26 protein-coding genes are annotated in these 25220 nt (G+C 72.7%); 17 read left to right on the plus strand and 9 right to left on the minus strand.

The window, feature by feature from the left end; genetic code table 11:
- Positions 1–38: 38 nt before the first annotated feature.
- From ACIO9K_RS22455 to era, 12 genes are all read left to right on the plus strand, one after another.
- Entirely contained in the window at positions 39–788 is a 750-nt protein-coding gene (locus tag ACIO9K_RS22455) for a 16S rRNA (uracil(1498)-N(3))-methyltransferase (RefSeq protein ID WP_400332349.1), read from the plus strand.
- 72 nt (positions 789–860) lie between these two features.
- Positions 861–4097: a PDZ domain-containing protein gene (locus tag ACIO9K_RS22460; protein WP_400332352.1), complete on the plus strand. Its 3237-nt coding sequence runs from the start codon at positions 861–863 to the stop codon at positions 4095–4097.
- A gap of 119 nt (positions 4098–4216) precedes the next feature.
- Positions 4217–4570, plus strand: coding sequence for a histidine triad nucleotide-binding protein (locus ACIO9K_RS22465; RefSeq protein WP_363620289.1), 354 nt, complete (start codon positions 4217–4219; stop codon positions 4568–4570).
- Positions 4571–4575: 5 nt separating this feature from the next.
- The gene (locus ACIO9K_RS22470; protein ID WP_363620291.1) at positions 4576–5499 is read left to right on the plus strand and encodes a ribonuclease Z; all 924 of its coding nucleotides are present in this window, start codon (positions 4576–4578) and stop codon (positions 5497–5499) included.
- Between the two features lie 176 nt (positions 5500–5675).
- Positions 5676–6794 (plus strand): PhoH family protein, encoded by a 1119-nt coding sequence (locus ACIO9K_RS22475; protein ID WP_400332356.1) that lies wholly within the window; start codon positions 5676–5678, stop codon positions 6792–6794.
- A 14-nt stretch (positions 6795–6808) separates the two neighbouring features.
- Positions 6809–7303: an rRNA maturation RNase YbeY gene (ybeY, locus tag ACIO9K_RS22480; protein ID WP_063347517.1), complete on the plus strand. Its 495-nt coding sequence runs from the start codon at positions 6809–6811 to the stop codon at positions 7301–7303.
- Between the two features lie 19 nt (positions 7304–7322).
- Complete coding sequence (locus ACIO9K_RS22485) at positions 7323–8648, plus strand: hemolysin family protein (protein ID WP_063347516.1); 1326 nt, start codon at positions 7323–7325, stop codon at positions 8646–8648.
- Positions 8649–8681: 33 nt separating this feature from the next.
- Entirely contained in the window at positions 8682–8918 is a 237-nt protein-coding gene (locus tag ACIO9K_RS22490) for a hypothetical protein (protein WP_063351092.1), read from the plus strand.
- Positions 8919–8962: 44 nt separating this feature from the next.
- Positions 8963–9508: a DUF4383 domain-containing protein gene (locus tag ACIO9K_RS22495; RefSeq protein ID WP_363620293.1), complete on the plus strand. Its 546-nt coding sequence runs from the start codon at positions 8963–8965 to the stop codon at positions 9506–9508.
- Between the two features lie 31 nt (positions 9509–9539).
- Positions 9540–9893: a hypothetical protein gene (locus ACIO9K_RS22500; protein WP_063351091.1), complete on the plus strand. Its 354-nt coding sequence runs from the start codon at positions 9540–9542 to the stop codon at positions 9891–9893.
- A gap of 151 nt (positions 9894–10044) precedes the next feature.
- Positions 10045–10203: a hypothetical protein gene (locus tag ACIO9K_RS22505; RefSeq protein ID WP_159398424.1), complete on the plus strand. Its 159-nt coding sequence runs from the start codon at positions 10045–10047 to the stop codon at positions 10201–10203.
- 59 nt (positions 10204–10262) lie between these two features.
- Positions 10263–11192 (plus strand): GTPase Era, encoded by a 930-nt coding sequence (era, locus tag ACIO9K_RS22510; RefSeq protein WP_363588241.1) that lies wholly within the window; start codon positions 10263–10265, stop codon positions 11190–11192.
- Positions 11193–11267: 75 nt separating this feature from the next.
- On the opposite strand, the gene ACIO9K_RS22515 is transcribed toward era, so the two are convergent.
- On the minus strand, positions 11268–11534 hold the full coding sequence (locus ACIO9K_RS22515) for a protealysin inhibitor emfourin (protein WP_063351090.1): 267 nt from the start codon (positions 11532–11534) through the stop codon (positions 11268–11270).
- Positions 11535–11724: 190 nt separating this feature from the next.
- Entirely contained in the window at positions 11725–12747 is a 1023-nt protein-coding gene (locus ACIO9K_RS22520) for a M4 family metallopeptidase (protein WP_400332365.1), read from the minus strand.
- 330 nt (positions 12748–13077) lie between these two features.
- Here ACIO9K_RS22520 and leuA point away from each other — a divergent pair, with 330 nt between their 5' ends.
- The 4 genes from leuA to ACIO9K_RS22540 all read left to right on the plus strand — a co-directional run bounded on the left by leuA (position 13078) and on the right by ACIO9K_RS22540 (position 17610).
- Complete coding sequence (gene leuA / locus ACIO9K_RS22525) at positions 13078–14874, plus strand: 2-isopropylmalate synthase (RefSeq protein WP_363620297.1); 1797 nt, start codon at positions 13078–13080, stop codon at positions 14872–14874.
- 360 nt (positions 14875–15234) lie between these two features.
- Positions 15235–15777, plus strand: a complete 543-nt coding sequence (locus ACIO9K_RS22530) for a TerB family tellurite resistance protein (protein WP_350878207.1) — start codon at positions 15235–15237, stop codon at positions 15775–15777.
- 242 nt (positions 15778–16019) lie between these two features.
- A complete protein-coding gene (gene recO / locus ACIO9K_RS22535; protein ID WP_063347510.1) occupies positions 16020–16766 on the plus strand; it encodes a DNA repair protein RecO in 747 nt (248 codons plus the stop codon).
- A gap of 4 nt (positions 16767–16770) precedes the next feature.
- Entirely contained in the window at positions 16771–17610 is an 840-nt protein-coding gene (locus tag ACIO9K_RS22540) for an isoprenyl transferase (protein WP_363369948.1), read from the plus strand.
- 78 nt (positions 17611–17688) lie between these two features.
- Here the strand turns inward: ACIO9K_RS22540 and ACIO9K_RS22545 are convergent, their stop codons facing one another.
- The 4 genes from ACIO9K_RS22545 to ACIO9K_RS22560 are packed head-to-tail and all read right to left on the minus strand — an operon-like array spanning position 17689 to position 20899.
- Positions 17689–18099 carry a Fur family transcriptional regulator gene (locus tag ACIO9K_RS22545; protein ID WP_350878206.1) on the minus strand — a complete coding sequence of 137 codons (411 nt, stop codon included), beginning with the start codon at positions 18097–18099 and terminating at the stop codon, positions 17689–17691.
- Positions 18100–18134: 35 nt separating this feature from the next.
- Positions 18135–19130: a metal ABC transporter permease gene (locus ACIO9K_RS22550; RefSeq protein WP_363586346.1), complete on the minus strand. Its 996-nt coding sequence runs from the start codon at positions 19128–19130 to the stop codon at positions 18135–18137.
- Positions 19127–19891, minus strand: coding sequence for a metal ABC transporter ATP-binding protein (locus ACIO9K_RS22555; protein ID WP_350878204.1), 765 nt, complete (start codon positions 19889–19891; stop codon positions 19127–19129). The genes ACIO9K_RS22550 and ACIO9K_RS22555 overlap by 4 nt, the downstream gene beginning before the upstream one ends.
- A 15-nt stretch (positions 19892–19906) precedes the next feature.
- Positions 19907–20899 (minus strand): metal ABC transporter substrate-binding protein, encoded by a 993-nt coding sequence (locus tag ACIO9K_RS22560; RefSeq protein ID WP_363586345.1) that lies wholly within the window; start codon positions 20897–20899, stop codon positions 19907–19909.
- Between the two features lie 191 nt (positions 20900–21090).
- Between ACIO9K_RS22560 and ACIO9K_RS22565 the strand changes: the two genes are divergently transcribed.
- Entirely contained in the window at positions 21091–22473 is a 1383-nt protein-coding gene (locus ACIO9K_RS22565) for a glycine--tRNA ligase (RefSeq protein ID WP_030233601.1), read from the plus strand.
- Positions 22474–22577: 104 nt separating this feature from the next.
- Here ACIO9K_RS22565 and ACIO9K_RS22570 read toward each other — a convergent pair whose 3' ends face one another.
- The 3 genes from ACIO9K_RS22570 to ACIO9K_RS22580 form a co-directional block, all read right to left on the minus strand.
- On the minus strand, positions 22578–23690 hold the full coding sequence (locus tag ACIO9K_RS22570) for a hypothetical protein (RefSeq protein ID WP_400332374.1): 1113 nt from the start codon (positions 23688–23690) through the stop codon (positions 22578–22580).
- A 172-nt stretch (positions 23691–23862) separates the two neighbouring features.
- Positions 23863–24441: an NADAR family protein gene (locus ACIO9K_RS22575; protein WP_400332377.1), complete on the minus strand. Its 579-nt coding sequence runs from the start codon at positions 24439–24441 to the stop codon at positions 23863–23865.
- A gap of 59 nt (positions 24442–24500) precedes the next feature.
- Positions 24501–25202: a hypothetical protein gene (locus tag ACIO9K_RS22580; RefSeq protein ID WP_363620303.1), complete on the minus strand. Its 702-nt coding sequence runs from the start codon at positions 25200–25202 to the stop codon at positions 24501–24503.
- Between the last annotated feature and the right edge of the window lie 18 nt (positions 25203–25220).

Below are 25220 nucleotides of genomic sequence, written 5' to 3' on the forward strand. Positions count from 1 at the left end.
CGTTCCCGATCCGCCCCACCCCCCCGGAGGTTCCCCGCATGACCGCCCCCGTCTTCGTCGTCGAGACCGAGCGGATCGCCGCCGCCGCGCCCGGCTCCGTGGTGCGCCTCGACGGGCCGGAGGGGCGGCACGCGGCCGCGGTGAAGCGGCTGGCGGCGGGCGAGGCGGTGACCCTCGCCGACGGGCTGGGCCTCGGGGTGGACGGGACGGTCGCCGCGGTGCTCGGCAAGGACGCGATCGACGTCACGGTGGCCGCCGTCCGCCGGGAGCCCGAGCCGGCGCCGCGGATCGTCGTCGTCCAGGCGCTGCCCAAGGGCGACCGCGGCGAGCTCGCGGTGGAGACCATGACCGAGGTCGGCGTGGACGTGATCGTCCCGTGGGCCGCCTCGCGCTGCATCACGCAGTGGAAGGGCGACCGGGGCGCCAAGGCGCTCGCCAAGTGGCGGGCCACCGCCCGGGAGGCCGGCAAGCAGTCCCGCCGGCTGCGCTTCCCCGAGGTGCGCGAGCCGGCGACCACCCGGCAGCTGGCGCCGCTGCTGGCCGGGGCCGCGTTCGCCGCCGTGCTGCACGAGGAGGGCGCCGAGCCGCTGTCGCTGGCCGCGCTGCCCGCGGCCGGGGACGTGGTGCTGGTGGTCGGCCCGGAGGGCGGGGTCTCCCCGGAGGAGCTGGCCGCGTTCGCCGAGGCGGGCGCCGGGCCGTACCGGCTGGGCCCCTCGGTGCTGCGCACCTCCACCGCCGGGGTGGCCGCCGGCGCCCTGCTGCTGGGGCGCACCGGCCGCTGGTCGTAGCCGGCCCGCCCGTGCGGTCGGAGTCTGCCCGAACCGGCCCGCGCCGTGCGCGCACGTGCCTACGCTGACCGCGTGACGGAACCCCTGAGCACCTCCGCGGGCGCCTACCTGCGCCACCCCCATCTGCACGGTGACCTGGTCACCTTCGTCGCCGAGGACGACGTCTGGCTGGCCCCGCTGGACGGTGGCCGGGCCTGGCGGCTGACGGCCGATCACGTGCCCGTCCGGCACCCCCGGTTCGCCCCCGACGGGCGGCACATCGCCTTCACCTCCACCCGGGACGGCGCGCCCGAGGTGCACGTGGTGCCGGTGGACGGCGGGCCGTCCCGGCGGCTCACCCACTGGGGCAGCGAGCAGACCGAGGTGCGGGGCTGGACGGCCGACGGGCGCCCGATCGCCCTGACCACCGCCGGCGAGGCGACCCTGCGCCGCAGCTGGGCGCACGCCGTGCCGCTGGACGGCGGCGAGTCGGTGCGGCTGCCGTACGGGCCGGTCGGCGGGCTCGCCTTCGAGCCGGGCGGCGACCGCGTGCTGCTGGGCACCGTCAACAACCGCGAGCCGGCCTGGTGGAAGCGCTACCGGGGCGGCCGGGCGGGCAAGTTGTGGATCGGGCGGGACGAATTCGTCCGCGTCCACGAGCAGTTGGACGGCCAGCTCGACTCGCCGCTGTGGGTGGGGGACCGGATCGCCTTCCTCTCCGACCACGAGGGCGTCGGCGAGCTCTACTCCAGCCTCCCGGACGGCTCCGACCTGCGCCGCCACACCACCGACCCGGACGGCTTCTACGCCCGCAACGCCGGCACCGACGGCACCCGGACGGTGTTCCACCGGGCCGGCGACGTCTGGCTGCTGGACGACCTGGCGGGAGCCGCGCCCCGCCGCCTCGACATCCGGCTGGCCGGCCCGCGCAGCGGCCGCCGCCCCCGCCCGGTGCACGCCGCGCACTGGCTGGAGTCCGCCGCCCCCGACCGCACCGGCCGGGCCGGCGCCGTGGTGGTGCGCGGCGACGTGCACTGGCTGACCCACCGCGAGGGCCCGGCCCGGGTGCTGGACGAGACCCCGGGGGTGCGTGGGCGGCTGGCCCGGGTGGTGCCGGGCGAGGACGGCGCCCAGGGCGTGCTGTGGGTGTCCGACGCCGAGGGCGAGGACGCCCTGGAGCTCGCCCCCGACGCGCAGGGCGCCGAGCGCCGCCGGCTGGCCGCCGGGCGGATCGGCCGGGTCAACTCCCTGGCGGTGTCCCCGGACGGCAAGCAGGCCGCGCTCGGCGTGCACGACGGCCGGGTCCTGCTGGTCGCGCTCGCCGACGGCGCCGTGCACGAGCTGGACCGCAGCGCCGACGGCGAGGTCAGCGGGCTGGCCTTCAGCCCGGACTCGGCCTGGCTGGCCTGGTCGCGGCCGGTGCACCGGCTGGGCCCGTACTCGCTGCGCCAGATCGTGCTGGCCGACCTGGTGGCCCGGACGGTCGGCGAGGTCACCCAGGAGCGCTTCATCGACACCTCGCCGGCCTTCACCGCGGACGGCCGCTACCTGGCGTTCCTGTCGGTGCGCAACCTCGACCCGGTCTACGACTCGCACGTCTTCGACCTGTCGTTCCCCAACGGCTGCCGCCCGTACCTGATCACGCTGGCCGCCGACACGCCGTCCCCGTTCGGGCCGCAGCGGGCCGGGCGCCCGCTCGGCGGGGAGGAGGACGAGCCGCGCGGCAGGAGGGCGGACGGCGAGGAGGCCGCCGGCGACGCCGCGCCGGTGACCAGGGTCGACCTGGACGGCATCGCGGACCGGATCGTCCCGTTCCCGGTCGAGGGCGGCCGGTTCGACGCGCTCAGGGCCGCCAAGGACGGCGTGCTGTGGACCCGCGCCCCGCTGCTCGGCGAACTCGGCGACGAGGCGGCCTCGCCCGAGGACGAGCGGCCCCGGCCGGTGCTGGAGCGCTTCGACCTGAAGAAGCGCCGTGTCGAGCAACTGGTGCACGGCGTGGACGGCTTCGCGGTCAGCGGGGACGGCACCCGGGTGGCCGTGCTGGACGGGGGCGAACTGCGGATCGTCCCGGCCGAGCACAAGGCGGGCGGCGAGGACGACGAGGTGGGCGTCGACCTGGCCCGGCTGCGGGTCACCGTCGACCCGGCCGCCGAGTGGCGGCAGATGTACGCCGAGAACGGCCGCCTGATGCGCGACAACTTCTGGCGCCCCGACCTCGGCGGCGTCGACTGGGCCGGCGTGCTGGACCGCTACCGGCCGCTCGTGGAACGCCTCGGTTCGCACGACGACCTGGTCGACCTGCTCTGGGAGGTGCACGGCGAACTCGGCACCTCGCACGCCTACGTCATCCCGTACGGCCGGTACACCGAGCCGGCCCGGCGCCAGGGCCTGCTCGGCGCGGACCTCGCCAAGGACGGCGACCGGTGGCGGATCGCCCGCATCCTGCCCGGAGAGTCCTCCGACCCCCGGGCCCGCTCGCCGCTGGCCGCGCCCGGCGCCGCGATCCGCCCGGGCGACGCGGTCCTCGCCGTCAACGGCCGCCCGGTGGACCCGGTCACCGGCCCGGCCCCGCTGCTGGCCGGCACCGCCGGGCAGCCGGTCGAGCTGACCGTGGCCGGCAAGGACGGCACCGACCGGCGCCACCCGGTGGTCGTCCCGATCGCCGACGAGGAGCCGCTGCGCTACCACGACTGGGTGGCCGGGCGGCGGGCCGCGGTGCGCGAGCTGTCCGGCGGCCGGCTCGGCTACCTGCACATCCCCGACATGCAGTCGGCCGGCTGGGCCCAGATCCACCGCGACCTGGCCGTGGAACTGGCCAGGGACGGCGTGATCGTCGACGTCCGGGAGAACCGAGGCGGCCACACCTCGCAGCTGGTGATCGAGAAGCTCGCCCGCCGGATCGTCGGCTGGAACGCCATCCGCGACACCGACCACCCGGTGCCCTACCCCCTCGACGCCCCGCGCGGGCCGGTCGTCGCGCTCGCCAACGAGTTCTCCGGCTCGGACGGCGACGTCGTCAACGCCGTCATCCAGACGCTCGGCATCGGCCCGGTGGTCGGCACCCGCACCTGGGGCGGGGTGATCGGCATCGACAGCCGCTACCACCTGGTCGACGGCACCCTGGTCACCCAGCCCAAGTACGCGTACTGGCTGGAGAACTACGGCTGGGGCGTGGAGAACCACGGCGTCGACCCGGACGTCGAGGTGCCGATGGCCCCGCACCAGTGGGCCGCCGGCGAGGACCCGCAGCTGGCCGAGGGCGTCCGGATCGCCCTCGCCGCACTCGCCGCGGCCCCGCCCCGCACGGCCCCGCCGATGCCCTGGGCGTAGGGCGCGCCCCCGCCGCCCCGGCGGGCGGGAGAGCAGCCGAACGGGAGGTCGGCCGGGCCGACTTCCCGCTAGGCTGCGCCCGTACGGCCCCAGACCAGACACGAACCGAGGAGAAGCCGATGGCCGGCGAGCCGCAGCCCGACTGCCTGTTCTGCAAGATCGTCGCGGGCGAGATCCCGGCGACCGTGGTGCGCAAGACCGAGCGCGTCCTCGCCTTCCGCGACATCGCCCCCAAGGCGCCGCTGCACGTCCTGGTCATCCCGCACGTCCACTACCCGAACGCCGCCGCGCTGGCCGCCGCCGAGCCGGAGATCGCCGGTGAACTCCTCGCCGAGGCGGGCGCGGTGGCCACGGACGAGGGCGTCGAGGACTACCGGCTGATCTTCAACACCGGTGCCGGCGCCGGCCAGACGATCTTCCACGCCCACGTCCACGTGCTCGGCGGCAAGCCGATGACCGAGAACATGGTCTGACCTACGTGTCACAGCGCGAACTCGTCGTCCTCGGCACCGCCAGCCAGGTGCCCACCCGGCACCGCAACCACAACGGCTACCTGCTCCGCTGGGACGGCGAGGGCCTGCTGTTCGACCCCGGCGAGGGCACCCAGCGGCAGATGCTGCTGGCCGGCGTCTCGGCCACCCAGGTCACCCGGATCGCCGTGACGCACTTCCACGGCGACCACTGCCTGGGTCTCGCCGGGGTGATCCAGCGGATCAACCTGGACCGCGTCCCCCACCCGGTGGACGTCTACTTCCCGGCCTCCGGCGAGGTCTACTTCGAGCGGCTGCGGCACGCCACCGCCTACCACGAGACGGCCGTCCTGCGGCCCCGGCCGATCGACGAGCCGGGCCCGCTGCCCGCGCCCGGTGCCCGCTTCGCGCTGGACGCCGTGCGGCTGTCCCACCCCGTGGAGTCCTTCGGCTACCGGCTGTCCGAGCCGGACGGCCGCCGCCTGGTGCCCGAACGCCTCGCCGCGCTGGGCGTCTTCGGCCCCGCGGTCGGGCGCCTCCAGCACGAGGGGGCGATCGAGGCGGACGGCCGGCGGGTCACCCTGGAGGAGGTCAGCGACCCCCGGCCGGGCCAGCGCTTCGCCTTCGTGATGGACACCCGGCTCTGCGACGGCGTGTACGAACTCGCCGAGGGCGCCGACCTGTTGGTCGCCGAGTCGACCTTCACCGACGCCGACACCCGGCTCGCCGAGGAGCACGGCCACCTCACCGCCGGGCAGGCCGCCAAGGCCGCCGCCGAGGCCGGTGTGCGCACCCTGGTGCTGACCCACTTCTCCCAGCGCTACCCGGACCTCGGCCAGCACCTGGCCGACGCCCGCAAGCACTTCGACGGCGAGCTGGTGATCGCCGCCGACCTCACCCGGGTGCCCGTCCCCGTCCGGCGCCAGCCGTGAACCCGGCCCGCACCCCGTGAAAAGCGCTCGCGCCGCCCCCCGATCTGCCGCAGCATCGTCGGGTGCGGCCCCGCCGCCCGCCGCGGCGACCACGTGCGCGGCGTACCCTGGTGCCCCGGAGAGACCGATCGGCACACGACACCACGGATGGGATGAGGCAGGCCCAGCGCCGACCTATGAGTGACACATCGCAGACCCGTACGAACGGACAGTCGCGCCCCGAACCGGCCGGCGACGGTCGCGTCAGCGCCCGGATCGTCATCCCCGAGAAGCACCCGATGGTCACCCTGCTCGGCACGGCGGACTCGCTGCTGCGCGTGATCGAGCAGGGCTTCCCCGCCGCCGACATCCACGTCCGCGGCAACGAGGTGACCGCCACCGGAGCGCGCGCCGAGGTCGCCCTCGTGCAGCGGCTCTTCACCGAGATGATGCTGGTGCTGCGCACCGGCCAGCCCTTGACGGAGGATTCCGTGGAGCGCTCCATCGCCATGCTCCGCGGTGCCGCGGAGGACCCGGACAGCCCGGCGCCGTCCCAGGTGTTCACCGCGAACATCCTGTCCAACCGGGGCCGCACGATCCGCCCCAAGACCCTCAACCAGCAGCGCTACGTCGACGCGATCGACAAGCACACGATCGTCTTCGGCCTCGGCCCGGCCGGCACCGGCAAGACCTACCTCGCGATGGCCAAGGCCGTCCAGGCCCTCCAGGCCAAGGAGGTCAACCGGATCATCCTGACCCGCCCGGCCGTCGAGGCGGGGGAGCGGCTGGGCTTCCTGCCCGGCACCCTCTACGAGAAGATCGACCCGTACCTGCGCCCGCTGTACGACGCGCTGCACGACATGATGGACCCGGACTCCATCCCGCGCCTGATGGCGGCCGGCACCATCGAGGTCGCGCCGCTGGCGTACATGCGCGGCCGCACCCTCAACGACGCCTTCATCATCCTGGACGAGGCCCAGAACACCTCGCCCGAGCAGATGAAGATGTTCCTCACCCGCCTCGGTTTCAACTCCCGGGTGGTGGTCACCGGCGACACCAGCCAGATCGACCTCCCGGGCGGCACCCGCAGCGGCCTCAAGGTCGTCCAGGACATCCTGGCCGACGTGCCCGACATCCACTTCTCCGTCCTCACCAGCACCGACGTGGTCCGCCACAAGCTGGTCGGCCGGATCGTGGACGCCTACGAACGCTGGGACGCCAAGCAGGAGGCCGAGGAGAACTCCTCGCCCGCCCGCAAGCCGGCCCAGCGGCGCGGCTCCCGCGCACCCCGTCAGTCCCATCGCACCGAAAGCTGAGTACGCAGCCCGTCATGTCGATCGACATCGCCAACGAGTCCGGTTGGGACGCCGATGAGGAAGCCATCCTCGACGTCGCCCGCTTCGCCCTGGACAAGATGCGGATCCACCCGCAGTCCGAACTGTCCGTGATCCTGGTGGACGGAGCGGCGATGGAGGAGCTGCACATCCAGTGGATGGACCTCCCCGGCCCCACCGACGTGATGTCCTTCCCGATGGACGAGCTGCGCCCCGGCAAGGAGGGCGAGGAGCTGCCGCAGGGCCTGCTCGGCGACATCGTGCTCTGCCCGGAGGTCGCCGAGCAGCAGGGCAAGGCGGCCCCCTCCAAGCACTCGATGGACGAGGAGCTCCAACTGCTCACCGTCCACGGGGTGCTGCACGTCCTCGGGTACGACCACGAGGAGCCCGAGGAGGAGGAGGAGATGTTCGCCCTCCAGAAGCGCATCCTGGACGACTGGCGGGCGGGCCGGGGCCTCGGTGGTCTCTCCCCGGCCCCCACCACCCACTGAGCGCGGAGCCCGAACCCCTGTGAGTGGTGAAAGTACGAGCTTCATCCTCGGTGCCGTGCTCCTCGTCGTCCTCGGCTGGCTGGCCGCGTGCGCCGAGGCGGGCATCTCCCGGGTCTCCCGGTTCCGCGCGGAGGAGGCCGTGCGGGCCGGGCGGCGCGGCTCGGCCCGGCTGCTGACCGTCGCCTCCGACCCGATCCGCTACCTCAACCTGGCGACCCTGATCCGGGTGGCCAGCGAGATGGCGGCGGCCGTCCTGGTCACCGTGGTGTGCGTGCGCAACGTGGAGCCGATCTGGCAGGCCGTGCTGCTGGCGTTCGGCGTGATGGTGCTGGTGTCCTTCGTCGCGGTGGGGGTCTCGCCGCGCACGATCGGGCGCCAGCACCCGCTCACCACCGCGACCGCCGCCTCCTTCGTGCTGCTGCCGCTGGCCGCGGTGCTCGGCCCGATCCCGCGGCTGCTGATCCTGCTCGGCAACGCGCTGACCCCGGGCAAGGGCTACCGGGAGGGGCCGTTCGCCTCCGAGGCCGAGCTGCGGGCGCTGGTCGACCTCGCCGAGAAGGACGACCTGATCGAGGACGAGGAGCGCCGGATGGTGCACTCCGTCTTCGAGCTGGGCGACACCATCGTCCGCGAGGTGATGGTGCCGCGCACCGACCTGGTGATGATCGAGCGGCACAAGACCGTCCGGCAGGCGCTCACCCTGGCGCTGCGCTCGGGCTTCTCGCGGATCCCCGTGGTCGGGGACAGCGAGGACGACGTGGTCGGCATCGTCTACCTGAAGGACCTGGTCCGGCGCACCCACATCAACCGGGAGGCGGAGTCCGAGGAGGTCGGCGCGGTGATGCGCCCGGCCGTCTTCGTCCCGGACTCCAAGCCGGCCGGCGACCTGCTGCGCGAGATGCAGCAGCGCCGCTCGCACGTGGCGATCGTGATCGACGAGTACGGCGGCACGGCCGGCCTGGTCACCATCGAGGACGTCCTGGAGGAGATCGTCGGCGAGATCACCGACGAGTACGACCGGGAGATCGCGCCGGTGGAGGACCTCGGCGACGGCTCGTACCGGATCACCGCCCGGCTGCTGGTGGAGGACCTGGGCGAGCTCTTCGGCATCGAGCTGGAGGACGAGGACGTCGAGACCGTCGGCGGCCTGCTGGCCAAGCACCTCGGCCGGGTGCCGATCCCCGGCTCGGCCTGCGAGATCCCGCTGCCCGAGCCCGCCGGCACCGGGCTGACCGGCATCCTGCTGACCGCCGAGTCCTCGGCCGGGCGCCGCAACCGGATCGGCTCGATGGTCGCGACGCCGGTCCGCAAGGCCGCGGAGGCCGGGGCGGAGCCCGGCGAGTAGCGGTCGCGCCCCGGCGGAGCGACCATGGACAGCATGACGCATCAACTTCGCGCGGAGTACGGCCCGCAGGGTGCGACCGGCGGGGTCAAGGTCTGGCACGTGGTGCGCGACGGCGACCCCGCGACGGCGCTCTGCGGCCGCAGCCTGGCCGACGACGCCGAGACGCGGCCCGAGCAGGAGTGGGGCACCGGGCTGCGCTGCTGCCAGCAGTGCGGTTCGCTCTACATGCACGAGGTGCCGCACATGCAGGGGAGCCATCCCTACAGCTAGGCCGGCGTGGCCGGCAGGCCGGCCAGGCCATGGTGGAGGTCACCATGAAGCTGCAAGACGAACTGCCCGTGAACAGCCGGCTCGCCACGGTGTGGCGGATCGGGGCGGGGCTCGGGGGGATCTTCCTGATCGTGTTCGGGTGCCTGGGGCTGGCCGATCACCCCGGCTTCCTCGCCACCCACGGCGACCGGATCGCCGGGCTGTCGACCAACGGGGCGCTGAGCATCCTGTCCATCGTGGCGGGCGCGATCCTGGTGGCGGGGGCGGTGGTCGGCGGCAACTTCGCGTCCAACCTGAACATGGCGGTCGGCGTGCTGTTCGTCCTGTCCGGCTTCTACGGCCTGGCGGTGCTCGGGCGGCCGGACGCCAACATCCTGAACTTCCGGATGTCGAACGTGCTGTTCGCCTTCATCTTCGGGGTGATCCTGACGACCTTCGGGATGTACGGCCGGGTGAGCAGCCACCTGCCGCACGACAACCCGTTCTGGCGCGAGCGCGCGGAGCACGAGACGGCGAGGCCGTCCGGGCCGAAGACCTTCGTCAAGGTCCTCAATCCGAACCCCGGTCCGACCCACCCGGTCGGCCACTGAGCGGCCGCGGGGGCCGCCTATGCTCGGCGGCATGAGTGACATCGTCGAGCTCGACCCCGAAGACAAGAAGATCATCACCCTGGCCCGCTCGGCCCGCGCCCGCAACGGCGTCGCCGAGGGGGCCGCGGTGCGTGACGAGACCGGCCGGACGTACGTGGCCGGGACGGTCGCGCTGGAGTCGCTCCGGCTGAGCGCGCTGCAGACGGCGGTGGCGATGGCGGTGGCCAGCGGTGCGAAGTCGCTGGAGGCGGCGGCCGTGGTGAGCGAGGCGGAGCAGCCGGCCGAGGCCGACCTGGCGGCCGTCCGGGACCTCGGCGGGGCCGGGACGCCCGTGCTGCTGGCCGGCGTGGACGGGACGCTGCGGGTGGCGGCCGAGGCCCGCTGAGGCCTGCTGGGGCCCGCCGGTCTGACGCCGCGGCCCGCTGAGGGCTGCTGGGGCCCGCTGCGGCGGGCGATGGCGGCGGCCTGGCGAACACCTGCCCGAACCGAGCCGATAGTCTCACCGGGGGAGTGAACTCGGTGAGGGGGCTGGGCACATGGGGGCGGTGGCGTTCTTCGCCGGGCTGCTGCTGTTCGTGATGGGGATGGGCAAGTGGCAGGAGACCGGCTCGCCGTACTGGCTCTGGGGTTCGGTCGCCTTCCTGGTGCTGCTGGTGGTGATGTCGGTGGTCTCGCGGGGTGGCCGCAAGGGCTGATCGGGCGGTGCGGGCGGGCCCGGACAGCGCGACTCCGGTGATCAGGGAGAATGGAGCACATGAGTGCCCCTTCCTCCTCGTACCGCTCCGGCTTCGCGTGCTTCGTCGGCCGACCCAACGCGGGCAAGTCGACCCTGACCAACGCTCTGGTGGGGACGAAGGTCGCGATCACCTCCGACCGCCCGCAGACCACCCGGCACACCGTGCGCGGCATCGTGCACCGCCCGGACTCCCAGCTCGTCCTGGTCGACACCCCCGGCCTGCACAAGCCGCGCACCCTGCTCGGCGAGCGCCTCAACGACCTGGTCCGCAGCACCTGGGCCGAGGTCGACGTGATCGGCTTCTGCCTGCCCGCCGACCAGAAGCTCGGCCCCGGCGACAAGTTCATCGCCAAGGAACTCGCCGAGGTCAAGAAGACCCCCAAGGTCGCCATCGTCACCAAGACCGACCTGGTCGACTCCAAGCGGCTCGCCGAGCAGCTGATCGCCATCCACCAGCTCGGTGAGGAACTGGGCATCGAGTGGGCCGAGATCATCCCGGTCTCGGCCGTCGGCGACAAGCAGGTGGAACTGGTCGGCGACCTGATCACCAAGCTGCTGCCGGAGGGCATGCCGCTCTACCCGGACGGCGACCTCACCGACGAGCCCGAGCAGATCATGGTCGCGGAGCTGATCCGCGAGGCCGCCCTGGAGGGCGTCCGGGACGAGCTGCCGCACTCGCTGGCCGTCGTGGTCGAGGAGATGCTCCCGCGCGAGGGCCGCCCGGCGGACCGCCCGCTGCTGGACATCCACGCCAACGTCTACATCGAGCGGCAGAGCCAGAAGGCGATCGTCATCGGCGCCAAGGGCGCGCGGCTCAAGCACGTCGGCACCACCGCCCGCAAGCACATCGAGGCGCTGCTCGGCACGCCGGTCTACCTGGACCTGCACGTCAAGGTGGCCAAGGACTGGCAGCGCGACCCGAAGCAGCTGCGCAAGCTCGGCTTCTGAGCCCCGGTTCCCGCCGAAGGCCCGCCCGGATCCGTCGATCGGGCGGGCCTTCGGCGGGTCCGGGGGCCGGTGGGGCTACGCGCCCTCGCGCAGGACCAGCGACACCAGCTCGCGCTGCGAGTCGGTGAGCTTCGGGTCGGCGCAGTAGACCGTCCGGCCGTCGACGGTGATCTCGTAGTGGAAGCCGTCCGGCACCCCGTACGAGGGCGCCCGCAGCCCGCCCGCGACGGCCTCGCGGGCGAGCGCGTGGACGTGCGGGGCGTCCGTGCGGTCGACGGTGTCGAGTTCCGCATGGCGGACGATCCCCGCGAAGCCGCCGGTCCGGGTCACCTGGATACGCATGGTGTCCATGGTGCTACCAGGGGAGGGAGTTTGCCGGTCTTTTCCCGGACCGTGACCTTAAGCGCGGCTCAACCCGGCCTCAACCGGTCCTCGGTCGGGGTCCTCGGTCGGCGCCGTCGTCGGGGCCGCCGCCGAGGCCTGAGGGGTTCGGCCGGGGCCTGAGGGGTTGGGCCGGGGCCGCCGGAGGGGTTCAGCCGGGGCTGACGCCCACCTGCGCCCAGGAGGCCGTCACGGTGTCCGCCACCGAGGACTGGCCGGGGTAGCGGGCCTTGGCGGCGGCCACGGTGGCCCGGGCGAAGGCGGTGAAGTCGGCGTCGGCGGCCAACTGGCCGCCGGTCAGGGCGTCGTACCAGATCCGCCCGGCGCGGTCCCAGGCCTGGCCGCCGAGGGCGGTGGCCAGCAGGTAGAACGCGTGGTTGGGGATGCCGGAGTTGATGTGCACGCCGCTGTTGTCGTCGGTGGTGTCCACGTAGTCCCGCATGTGCGCGGGCTGCGGGTCCTTGCCGAGCCGGGGGTCGTCGTAGGCGGTGCCGGGGGCCTTCATCGAGCGCAGCGCCACGCCCTGAATGCCGGGGGCGAGCAGGCCGGCGCCGATCAGCCAGTCGGCGTGGGCGGCGTCCTGGCCCAGCGAGTACTGCTTGACCAGCGAGCCGAAGACGTCGGAGACCGACTCGTTGAGCGCGCCGGGCTGGTCCTGGTACTGCAGGCCGGCGGTGAACTGGGTGACGCCGTGGGTGAGTTCGTGGCCGATGACGTCGACGCAGGCGGTGAAGTCGCCGAAGATCTCGCCGTCGCCGTCGCCGAAGACCATCTGGTGGCCGTTCCAGAAGGCGTTGTCGTAGTCCTGGCCGTAGTGCACGGTGGCGTCCAGGCGCAGCCCCCGGTTGTCGATCGAGCGGCGGCCGAAGACGGTGGCGTACAGGGCGAAGGTGTCGCCGAGGCCGTCGTAGGCGTGGTTGACGGACTGGTCGGTGACCGGGGCCTGGCCCTCGGTGCGGACGGTCCGGCCGGGCAGCCGCTGGCTGTGGGAGGTGTCGGCGATCAGCCGGCTGGGGGTCGGGCCGGTGCTGACGGGCGGGGGAGGGGCGAGGCGGGCCGCGCGGTGCGCGGTGTCGAGCAGGAGGGAGCGGACGGCGGGCTCGTGACCGGCCTCGGCGAGGCGGTCCAGGACGTACGGCGGGACGATCGCGCAGATCGGAACTGCTGCAGTCATGTGGCCCAGGGTGAGGCCTCGATGACCGGTTGTCACCACTCTTGGCGTGACCGGTCGGCGTCTCAAGGGGTGGAACGGTGGCCCGGATCACTTCGGGGGCGCGCGGCCCTGGGTTACGCTGGGGCCATCATGCGCAACGGGCTGCTTCTTCTTAGCTGCCGCGTCGAGGGCCTGTAGTCCACAGGGCCGGCTCCCTCGCCGCGGGGATCGAGCTGTGCGCGTCATCCGGCGATCCAACGGAGGGTCGCGAGCGGCAGCTGCCGGCCAGTCGGTGTCGACCACCCCGACCCGCCCCCGCACCACGCATCACAGGAAGCCGAGAGTCATTCCATGACCGAGCAGAGCTCCGCCGCGCCCATCCCCGCCGGTCGCGCCTTCGTCGACCGCCCCACCCCGATCACCGCCGCGTCCGTGCGCCAGCTGTCCTCCGGCATGCGGTACGGGCGCTACCTGCCGTTCGACACCGTCGACCTGCCGGACCGCACCTGGCCGAGCAAGGTGATCACCAAGGCGCCGCGCTGGCTCTCCACCGACCTGCGGGACGGCAACCAGGCGCTGATCGACCCGATGTCCCCGGCCCGCAAGCGCAAGATGTTCGACCTGCTGGTCGCGATGGGCTACAAGGAGATCGAGGTCGGCTTCCCGTCCTCCGGCGCCACCGACCACGCCTTCGTGCGGTCGCTGATCGAGGAGGGGGCGATCCCCGAGGACGTCACCATCTCGGTGCTGACGCAGGCCCGCGAGGAGCTGATCGAGAAGACCGTCGAGTCGCTGGTCGGCGCCCCGCGCGCGACGGTCCACCTGTACAACGCGACGGCGCCGCTGTTCCGCCGGGTGGTGTTCCGCAACGACCGGGCCGCGACCAAGGCGATCGCCACCGACGGCACCCGGCTGGTGATGGAGTACGCCGAGAAGCTGCTGGGCGAGGAGACCGTCTTCGGCTACCAGTACTCGCCGGAGATCTTCGTGGACACCGAGCTGGACTTCGCGCTGGAGGTCTGCGAGGCGGTCATGGACGTCTGGCAGCCGGGCGAGGGCCGCGAGATCATCCTGAACCTGCCGGCCACCATCGAGCGGGCCACCCCGAACGTGCAGGCCGACCAGTTCGAGTGGATGTCGCGCAACCTGTCGCGCCGCGAGTTCGTCTGCCTGTCGGTGCACCCGCACAACGACCGCGGCACCGCCGTCGCCTCCGCCGAGCTGGCCTACATGGCGGGCGCGGACCGCATCGAGGGCTGCCTGTTCGGCCAGGGCGAGCGGACGGGCAACGTCGACCTGGTGACCCTGGGCATGAACCTGTTCTCGCAGGGCATCGACCCGCAGATCGACTTCTCCGACATCGACGAGGTGCGCCGCACCGCCGAGTACTGCAACCAGATGGAGGTGCACCCGCGCCACCCGTACGCCGGCGACCTGGTGTACACCTCCTTCTCCGGCTCGCACCAGGACGCCATCAAGAAGGGCTTCGACGCCCTGGAGGCGGACGCCGCGGCGGCGGGCGTCCCGGTGGGGGAGCACACCTGGGGCGTGCCGTACCTGCCGATCGACCCGAAGGACGTCGGCCGCACCTACGAGGCGGTCATCCGGGTCAACAGCCAGTCCGGCAAGGGCGGTGTGGCGTACGTCCTGAAGAACGACCACAAGCTGGACCTGCCGCGCCGGATGCAGATCGAGTTCTCCCGGATCATCCAGGCCAAGACCGACGCCGAGGGCGGCGAGGTCACCCCGGCCGAGATCTGGCGGGTCTTCGAGGACGAGTACCTGCCGACCCCGGACAACCCGTGGGGCCGGATCTCGCTGAGCGGTTCGCGCACCCTGACCACCGAGGACGGCCGGGACGCGCTGATCGCCGGCGCGCTGGTGGACTCGGTACCGGTGACCCTGACCGGTGTCGGCAACGGCCCGGTCTCCGCCTTCACGGACGCGCTGGCCCGGATCGGTCTGGACGTCCGCGTCCTGGACTACGCCGAGCACGCGCTGAGCGAGGGCGGCGACGCCCAGGCCGCCGCGTACGTCGAGTGCGCGGTGGACGGCAAGGTGCTGTGGGGCGTCGGCATCGACGGCAACACCGTGCTGGCCTCGCTGAAGGCGATCATCAGCGCCGTCAACCGGGCACAGCGCGGGTAGTTCGTACGAGTGAGATGTGGCGGGGCCGTCCTCCGGGGCGGCCCTTCGCCGCGCCTGGGGCCAGTTGTGTCCTGCGCCACATTTTTTCGGGTCGGAAGCCGTTCGAGGTACTGACACGTGCCGGTAACCATGGCAACATCGATCCACCGGAAAGCCGGGTCGGTGGGACGGCCTCGGTGTCCGGTCGCGTGACCTGCCCATTGTTGTGCAGGCCGTCTGCCATGTCTGGGGAGTGGCGCCGTGACCAGGTTGTGGGGTGTTCGCCCGCGGTGGCGGACTGACGTTCTCGGTGACTTCTTCTGTCCGGGCTGTGGCGGGGACCGCAACTACCGCCGGCAGCACGGTCGGCGGTGGCTGCGGTTGCTGGGGACCCCGGTGGCCCCGCTCGGCCCGGTGATCGGCAGCGTGCAGTGCACCAGCTGCCACGGTCGCTACGGCGTCGAGAGCCTGGAACAGCCCACCTCCGTACGGCTCGGCGCGATGCTGCGGGATGCGCAGTACACCATCGCGCTCGCCCTGCTCGCGGCCGGCGGCACCGCGCACCGCGCGGCCCGCGAGGCGGCCTGCACGGCGGTGCGCGAGGCCGGGTTCGAGGACTGCGGCGAGGCCCAGGTGCTGGCCGCGCTCGCCGCGCTGTCCGGGCTCGGCGGCGAACTCTACGACGCCCACGGGATGGCCGGCGGCCTGGCCGTGGAACTGCACGCGGTGCTCGAACCGCTCGCCCCGCACCTGGCCCACCAGGGCCGGGAGCGGCTGCTGCTGCAGGGCGCGGCGATCGCCCTGTCCGACGGGCGCTACCTGCCGCAGGAGCGCGAGGCGCTGGCCGCGGTCGGGCGCTGTCTGGATCTACCGCAGTCGCGGGTCGGGGCGCTGCTGGAGGCGGCGACCCGGGCTCCGTACTAGACCTTCTCCGCAGTAACCCGGACCTCCTCCGCAGGACGGGACGTCCTCCGCAGTACCGGGCCCGCTCCGCAGTACCGGGCCCGCCGCGCAACCCCCGAGCCATCTCCGATCCCCCACAAAACGGGCCCGAAATCCCCCTCCGGGCCCGCCGTGACCCGCACCGCTCGGTCCTCCCCCACGGACTCGGTGCGGGCAACACGGCTGTCGGCGGCCGGGGCGTGCCGTGGGGGAGAATGGCTCCCATGAGTCTTTTCCGGGACGACGGCGTCGTGCTGCGGGCGCAGAAGCTCGGCGAGGCCGATCGGATCATCACCCTGCTGACCCGGCACCACGGCAAGGTGCGGGCGGTGGCGCGCGGGGTGCGCAAGACCAAGTCCAAGTTCGGCGCCCGTCTGGAGCCGTTCTCGCACGTGGACGTGCAGTTCTTCAGCCGGGGGAGTGAGCTGATCGGCCGTGGGTTGCCGCTGTGCACCCAGGTGGAGACGATCGCGCCGTACGGCGGTTCGATCGTCACCGACTACGGCCGCTACACCGCCGGGACGGCGATGCTGGAGACGGCCGAGCGGTTCGCCGAGAACGAGGGCGAACCGGCCGTCCAGCAGTACCTGCTGCTGGTGGGCGCCCTGCGCACGCTGGCGGCCGGGCTGCACGAGTCGCACCTGGTGATGGACGCCTTCCTGCTGCGCTCGCTCGCGGTGAACGGGTACGGCGCGAGCTTCACGGACTGCGCCAAATGCGGGCTGGAGGGGCCGAACCGTTTCTTCTCCCTTCCCGCGGGCGGGGTCCTCTGCCCGGACTGCCGAGTGCCCGGATGTGCCGTACCCTCCCCTGAGACACTGGTACTGCTCGGGGCGCTGCTGTCAGGGGACTGGCAGACGGCCGATTCCTGCGAGCCGAGGTACTGGCGGGAGGGCAGCGGCCTGGTCGCGGCCTATCTGCAGTGGCATTTGGAGCGGGGCATCCGCTCGATGAGATACGTGGAGAAGTGAGCACATGGCAGCGCGACGGCTCTTCGGCGGCGGCAAACAGAGGGAGTACCTCCCCCCGACCCCGCACCCCAGTGGCGCACAGCCCCCGAAGATTCCCGGCGAGCTGGTCCCCGGCCACGTCGCCATCGTGATGGACGGCAACGGCCGCTGGGCCAAGGAGCGCGGACTGCCCCGCACCGAGGGCCACAAGGTCGGCGAGTCGGTCGTGCTGGACGTCCTCAAGGGCGCGATCGAGCTCGGCGTGAAGAACATCTCGCTGTACGCGTTCTCCACCGAGAACTGGAAGCGCTCGCCCGACGAGGTGAAGTTCCTGATGAACTTCAACCGGGACGTCATCCACCGCCGCCGCGACGAGATGGACGCGATGGGCGTGCGGGTCCGCTGGGCGGGCCGGATGCCGAAGCTGTGGAAGAGCGTCGTCCAGGAGCTCCAGGTCGCCGAGGAGCAGACCAAGGACAACGACGCCGTCACGCTCTACATGTGCGTCAACTACGGTGGCCGGGCCGAGCTCGCGGACGCCGCGGCGGCCCTCGCGGCCGACGTCGCCGCCGGGAAGCTGGACCCGAAGAAGGTCAACGAGAAGACCCTCGCCAAGTACATGTACCACCCGGACATGCCGGACGTGGACCTGTTCCTGCGCCCCAGCGGCGAGCAGCGCACCTCCAACTTCCTGCTCTGGCAGTCCGCGTACGCCGAGTTCGTGTTCCAGGACGTGCTCTGGCCGGACTTCGACCGCCGCGACCTGTGGCGTGCCTGCGAGCAGTACGCGAGGCGCGACCGCCGCTTCGGCGGGGCGATCCCGAACGAGGTGCCCGAGCCGCTGGACCTGCCCACCCAGCGCTGACGCGGTACGGCGGCGGTACGGCGAAGGGCCCGTGGGAATCGCTCCCACGGGCCCTTCGCCGTACCGCCGCTCCGCTGCTCAGGCCTTCTTGGCGCACTCCGCGCAGGTGCCGAAGATCTCCAGGGTGTGCGCGATGTCGCTGAACCCGTGCTCCGCGGCGACCGCGTTGGCCCAGCGCTCCACCGCCGGGCCCTCCACCTCGACGGTGGCGCCGCAGTGCCGGCACACCAGGTGGTGGTGGTGCCCGCTGCTGCACCGGCGGTAGACGGCCTCGCCGTCGGCGGTGCGCAGCACATCCACCTCGCCGGCGTCGGCGAGCGACTGGAGGGTGCGGTAGACCGTGGTCAGACCGACGGAGTCCCCGCGGTGCTTGAGCATGTCGTGGAGCTCCTGCGCGCTGCGGAAGTCCTCGATCTCGTCCAGGGCCGCCGAGACGGCGGCACGTTGCCGGGTCGAGCGGGCGCGCGGCGACGGGCCTGCGGTGGTCACCGTGGGTCCTCCTGGGGTGGTGGGCGTCTCGCACCTCATTGTGCCAGCCCCGCCCCCCGCTCCGGAGTGATCGCGTCGGAGGAACCGCGGCCCGGGAGTTGCCCCGGGATCTGTCCCGGGGACTGCCCCGGGAATTCTTCCGGGAGCTGACCCGGGAACTGCTCCGGCAGGGCGACGTCGCAGACCTTCGGTCCGGGGTCCGCGACGCCCCTGCGGTGGCGCCGCCGGGCGAGCGGCGCGGCGAGCAGGCTGAACACCGCGAAGACCGCGATGGCGAGCAGCACGATGGCCGGGCCGGAGGGCACGTTGAGGTGGTAGGAGCCGGTGACGCCGGCCAGCGAGACCACCACGCCGAGCGCGATCGAGGCCGCCTGGGTGGCGGCGAACGACCGGGTGAGCTGCTGGGCGGCGACCACCGGGACCACCATCAGGGCACTGACCAGCAGCAGCCCGACCACCCGCATCGCGACGGTGACGGTGACGGCGGCCATCACCGCGAGCAGCAGGTTGAGCGTGCGCACCGGCAGGCCGGTGACCCGGGCGAAGTCCTCGTCCTGGCAGATCGCGAAGAGCTGTCGGCGCAGGCCGACGGTGACCGCGACGACCACCGCGCCGAGCACCGCGATGGTGATCAGGTCGGTCGGGGCGACGGTGAGGATGGAGCCCCACAGGTAGCTCTCCAGCGAGCCGGCGCCGGCCTGGGCGGAGAGCGAGACGAGCAGCTTGCCGCAGGCCATGCCGCCGTAGAAGAGCATCGCCAGGGCGATGTCGCCGCGCTGGTTGCCGCGCGAGCGGACGAGTTCCATCGTGACGGCGCCGAGCACGCAGACCAGCACGGCCATCCAGACCGGGCTGGTCTGGAAGATGAAGCCGAGGCCGACGCCGGTCATCGCGACGTGTCCCATGCCGTCGCCCATCAGGGCCTGCCGGCGCTGCACCAGGTAGATGCCGACGGCCGGGGCGGTGATCCCGACCAGGACGGCGGCGAGCAGGGCGCGCTGCATGAAGTCGTAGGAGAGCATCTCGGTCATGCCAGCAGCCTCGGCGGGGTGTGGTCGGCGTGCGGGTGGACGTGGTCGTGGCCGGGCAGCGCGTGCAGGCCGGTGTTGGGCACGGGCGGGCCGTCGTGCGCGACGCAGCCGTCCCGCAGCACCACGGCGCGGTCGATCAGCGGTTCCAGCGGCCCGAGTTCGTGCAGCACGAGGAGGACGGCGGCGCCGCGGGCGACCTCGGCGCGCAGGGTGTCGGCGAGCACCTGCTGGCTGGCGGCGTCCACGCCGGCCATCGGCTCGTCCATGATCAGTAGGTCGGGGGTGCCGACCAGGGCGCGGGCGATCAGCACCCGCTGCTGCTGGCCGCCGGACAGGTCGGCGACGCCGTCCCCGGCCCGCTCCAGCATGCCGACGGCGGCGAGCGCGCGGTCCACCGCCGCGCGGTCCCGGCGGCGGAACGGCAGCAGCCGGTGCTGCGGCAGCCGCCCGGTGGAGACCACTTCGCGCACGGTGGCCGGCACGCCGGAGGCGGCGGTGGTGCGCTGCGGGACGTACCCGATCCGGTGCCAGGCGCGGAAGCCGGCGTACGGGATGCCGAACAGCTCCAGCGTGCCCTGTCCCAGCGGGACGGAGCCGATCACGGCCTTGACGGTGGTGGACTTGCCGGAGCCGTTGGCGCCGAGCAGGGCGACCACCTCGCCGGGCTGGACGGTGAGGTCGACGCCGCGCAGCACCGGCCGACCGCCGCGCGAGGCGACGGCGTCGCGGAGGCGGACGGCCGGGGGTATCGGGTGGGTCATGGTGCTGTCGTCCCGTCAGCTGGTGGGGGTGCCGGTCGTGGTGGGGGTGCTGCCGGTCGCGGCGGGGGTGGCGCCGAGGGCGGCCTGGAGGTTGGCCAGGTTCTGCTTCATGACCGAGAGGTAGTCCTCCTTGCCCGGGTCCTTGACGCCCTCCAGCGGGTCCAGCACGGCGGTCTTGAGGCCGAGGTCCTTGGCGACGGTGTCGGCGAGCTTGGGGCTGACCAGGGTCTCGAAGAAGATCGTGGTGACGCCGTTGTCCTTGGCGGCCTTCTGCACCTCGGCGAGGCGGGCCGGGGTGGGCTCGGACTCGGGGTCGACGCCGTTGATGGCGACCTGGGTGAGGCCGTAGTGGTCGGCGAGGTAGCCGAAGGCGGCGTGGCTGGTGACGAAGGTCTTGGACTTGGCGTCCTTCAGGCCGTCCCGGAACTCCTGGTCCAGCGCGGTCAGCCGGCCGACCAGGTCGTCGGTGTTCTTGCGGTAGTCGTCGGCGTGGGCCGGGTCGGCCTTGGCGAACCCGTCGCCGACGCTCTTGGCGATCGCCGCGTAGCGGGTCGGGTCGAGCCAGATGTGCGGGTCGCCGGCCGGGCCGTCGTGCTGGTGGCCGTCGGCCTCGGTGCCCTCGTCGAGGTGGTGGTCGACCAGCGGGCTGGCGGCGGTGGCGTCGATCTTGTACTTGGCCGAGGACTGGCCGACGGCCTGGTCGACGGTGGGCTGCAGGCCCTTGAGGTAGATGATCGCGTCGGACTTCTGGACGGTGGCGACCTGCTTGGCGGTGAGCTCCAGGTCGTGCGGCTCGACGCCGGCCGCGGTGAGGTCGGTGACCGCGACGTGCTCCTTGCCGATCTGCTGGGCCAGGTACTCCATCGGGTAGAAGGAGGCGACGACCTTCAGCTTGCCGTCGGCGCTCTGGGCGCTGCTGCTGCCACCGCAGGCGGTCAGGACGAGGGAGGCGGTGAGGGCGGTGGCGGCGATGGCTATGGAGCTGCGGGTACGTCGTCCGATCATCATGACAATCATTCTCATCTTATCTGGAAATGATTGTCAACTCACTCGGACGGGTGAACGGCAGGTGGCCGTGGCTGGGAGGGGCCGGACGATACCGATTTGAACCCCGTACCCATATGGCCGGTAACCTGAGGTATTCGGGTACGCGCAACCAGCCGTGCCCTGACCGTGCCGTACGTACTGAAGAGAGCACTGTGGCCGCCGACAAGATCGACACGATCGTCAGCCTGAGCAAGCGCCGTGGCTTCGTCTACCCCTGCAGCGAGATCTACGGCGGCACGCGTGCCGCCTGGGACTACGGGCCGCTGGGCGTCGAACTCAAGGAGAACATCAAGCGCCAGTGGTGGCGCGCGATGGTCCAGGCCCGTGAGGACGTCGTGGGACTCGACTCGTCGGTGATCCTCGCGCGCGAGGTGTGGGAGGCCTCCGGCCACGTCGCCACCTTCAACGACCCGCTGACCGAGTGCCTCTCCTGCCACAAGCGCCACCGGGCCGACCACCTGGAGGAGAAGTACGAGGCCAAGCACGGCTTCCCGCCGCCGAACGGCCTCAAGGACGTCAACTGCCCCGACTGCGGCACCAAGGGCCAGTTCACCGAGCCCAAGGACTTCTCGGGCATGCTGAAGACCCACCTCGGCGTCACCGAGGAGGCCAGCGGCCTGGCCTTCCTGCGGCCCGAGACCGCCCAGGGCATCTTCACCAACTTCAAGGCCGTCCAGACCACGTCGCGCAAGAAGCCGCCGTTCGGCATCGCCCAGACCGGCAAGAGCTTCCGCAACGAGATCACCCCCGGCAACTTCATCTTCCGCACCCGCGAGTTCGAGCAGATGGAGATGGAGTTCTTCGTCAAGCCGGGCGAGGACGAGCAGTGGCACGAGTACTGGCTCCAGCAGCGCTGGGACTGGTACGTCGGCCTGGGCCTGCGCACCGAGAACATGCGCTTCTTCGAGCACCCGAAGGAGAAGCTCTCCCACTACGCCAAGCGCACGGTGGACATCGAGTACCGCTTCAACTTCGGCGGCAGCGAGTTCTCGGAGCTGGAGGGCGTCGCCAACCGCACCGACTACGACCTGCGGGTGCACAGCGAGGCGTCCGGCCAGGACCTCAAGTACTTCGACCAGGAGAGCGGCGAGCGGTACTTCCCGTACGTCATCGAGCCGGCGGCCGGCCTCAACCGCGCCATGCTGGCCTTCCTGATCGACGCCTACTTCGAGGACGAGGCGCCCAACGCCAAGGGCGTCATGGAGAAGCGCGTCGGCATGCGGCTCGACCCGCGCCTGGCCCCGGTCAAGGTCGCCGTCCTGCCGCTGTCGCGCAACGCCGACCTCTCCCCGAAGGCCCGCGGCCTCGCCGCCGACCTGCGCACCGCGTGGAACGTCGAGTTCGACGACGCCGGCGCCATCGGCAAGCGCTACCGCCGCCAGGACGAGATCGGCACGCCGTTCTGCGTCACCGTCGACTTCGACACCCTCGAGGACAACGCGGTGACCGTCCGCGACCGCGACACCATGTCGCAGGAGCGCGTCTCGCTCGACCAGGTCAAGGCGTACCTGGGTGCGCGGCTGATCGGCTGCTGAGCCTGCTCCGCCCGTCTGGAGCCCTCGTTCGCCCCGGTCCGTCCGGGGCGGGCGGGGGCTCCCGCGTGTTCCCGTCGTTCCCGCCCTCTGCTCACCGTCTGCGCTTACCGTCTGCCCCAGCGGGAACGGGGGGCCGCGGCCGGTTCGGTCGGCAGGCCGGCGCTGCGCAGGGCGGCCAGCGTCGTCCGGTGCCGGGCGCCGTCGGCGAGCAGCGCGGCGAGCAACCGCCCGTACAGCTCCGGGCTGGTGTCCAACGCGGCCGCCAGCTTGACCAGCTCCACCGGTGGGCGCAGCGCCGCCAGCTCGTGCAGCAGGACGGTCGCGAGCTCGGCCGGCAGCTCCGTCGCCAGCGCGGCCAGCTCCGCCGTCGGCCGGCCGGCCGCCTGGCGCAGCAGCGTCCGCACGTCGGCGTGCCGGCCCGTGCGGCGCAGGCCGGTCGCCAGCGCCGTCAGCTCCGGCGTCGGTGCCGAACCCCACTCCCACAGCAGCGTCGCGCCGTCCGCGCCCTGCCCGGCCCGCTCCAGCGCGGCCAGCAGGGCGGGCAGGGCCGACGCCGGATAGCCCCAGAACGCGTGGAACAGTTCCGCCGCCTCCTCCGCCAGCCCCAGCTCGCGCAACTCCGCCAGCATCGCCACCGCCTGCTCGGGGGCGCACTGCGCGGCGCTCCTGGCCAGGTGCAGGGACGCGCCCGTCGGGCCGCGCCGGGAGAGCATGCCGGCCAGCAGCGCGGCGTCCGCCGGATCGAGGCCGGTGGCCGCCCGGGACAGCAGCTCCGTCGCCTCGGCGAAGGCGCCGGCGCGGTGCAGGGCCGCCACCCGCTCGGCGAGGGCGCCGATGTCGGGTCGGGCGGGTCGGGCGGGTCGGGCGGGTCGGGCGGGTCGGTCCTGGGGCGGCGGGGCCTGGGCCGGTTGCGGCTCCGGCTCCGGCTGTCGGCTCCGCAGCCGGTTCTCCAACGCCTCCAGCCGATCGCTCAGTTGGAGGCAGCGGGCGCCCAGGCCCTCGCGCAGGGCGCGCGCCTGCGCCAGCTGCCGCAGCAGGTCCCCGTCCGGCCGCTGGCGGCCCGGCGCCGCCCGGATCGCCTCGTTCAACCGCCGCTCCCGCTGGCTCGCGTAGCGGCTCGCGCGCAGTAACTCGTCCAGCTCCGCCCGGAGTTCGTAGGCCTGTTGCTCGCCCTCCGGGTCCTGGCCCGCGGATTGTGCCGTCGGCCGCATGCGCATGATCGCCCCACTCCGTCCATCTCTCCCCTGACTGCGGGACATCCTGGCGTCGCTATATGGCGGGGGAGTTAAGGGAGCGCGTCCAGTCGTGCGCGGCTGGTGTCAAGGAGCGCGCAGACGGCGGTCGTTGCGGGAAGTGCGCCGGTCGCGCTCCGCAGCGGGCCGACTGCCCTCATGCGGCCAGCCGTGCCCGCGCCTCCATCAGGGCGAAGCCGAGCAGGTTCAACCCCTGCCACTCGTCGGGCCGTTCCGCGCGGATGTCGTCGGCCGCGAGCCCGATGCCCCAGATCCGGTCCACCGGGCTGGCCTCGACCAGGACGCGGTCGCCGGTGCCCAGCAGGTAGGCGCGCAGCGCCTCGTCCTGGCCGAACTTCGCGACGTTCCCCTGGACGACCAGCTCGAACCGGCCGGCCGTCCAGGCCGCGTCGTCGAACCCCTTGACCAGCCGCCCCAGCTTCTTCGCCTCGGCCGGCGTGCGGGCCGCCAGCACCTGCTGCTCGATGGCCTCGTCCCCGAACATCCGGGCCTTCCCCGCCATCATCCAGTGCTCGGCGGACGCGTACGCCACCCCGCCGACGGTGAACTCCCCGGGCCACCACTGGCTCAGGCACTCCTGCCGCGTCCCCCCGCCCTTCCGCTCGGTGTGCCCCCAGAACATCAGCCACTTCGGCCGCACCCCGGTGGCCGTCAGTGCCGCCAGCTCCACCCGGCTACGGACGTCGGCAGGGCTCCCCACGCGCATCTCGCTCATATCGTCATTCTGACGCAAAGGGAGCCGTCGGGCCAGCGGGTTCTCGGTGGCCGGCCGGGTCAGTTGGCGGGCAGGGCGTTCGCCATGTCCCGGAAGCGGGGCGACACGCGCATCAAGCCGTCCGAGCCGACGTTGAGGTTCTCTATCCAGCCGTCCCGGTACCAGAAGAGCGACGGGGTCAGCGGGGCCGGATCGCCGGCCGCGAGCTCCTTCGACAGGTCGATCAGGAAGCGGATGGCGTTCAGCGACAGGCTGGTGCGGATCGGCACGGCGCAGAGCGCGTTGTTCGTCGGCAGGGCGACCAGGGCCCCGTTGGGCAGCTCGACGCCCCCTCCCAGGGCGTTCTCCAGGCGCAGCGCGTGGGCGGCTCCGGGCCAGGCCCCCATGCCGTTGACGGTGTGGATGGTGTCGCCGTTGGACGCGTCGAAGACCTGCCGGTTGAGCTGCTCGGTGGCCAGGTTCGCGAAGGCCCGCTCCCACAGCTCGGCCCGGCTGATGCTCCACTGGTCGGCGGCGTGTTCGGCTATCGACAGGGCTTCGGTCTTGCCGGCCCGCTTGCCGGCGTCCACGCAGAGGACGACCGACAGCTCGTCGTCGATCTGCCGCGCCATCGGATCGGGCCCCAGGCCGCGGCTCCTGGTGATCAGGAGCCGCAGCCGGTCCCGGACCTCGAAGACCGAGATCGTCGCCAGCGCCTGGCACGGGCCGTGCTCGTCGCACAGCGGCCTCGGAAGGTTCTTGCGGCTGCCGAACAGTGGCATGGGTGACTCCCCGGGTGG

Origin of the sequence: Kitasatospora sp. NPDC087271 (assembly GCF_044744605.1) — a bacterium.
Lineage (GTDB): Bacteria > Actinomycetota > Actinomycetes > Streptomycetales > Streptomycetaceae > Kitasatospora.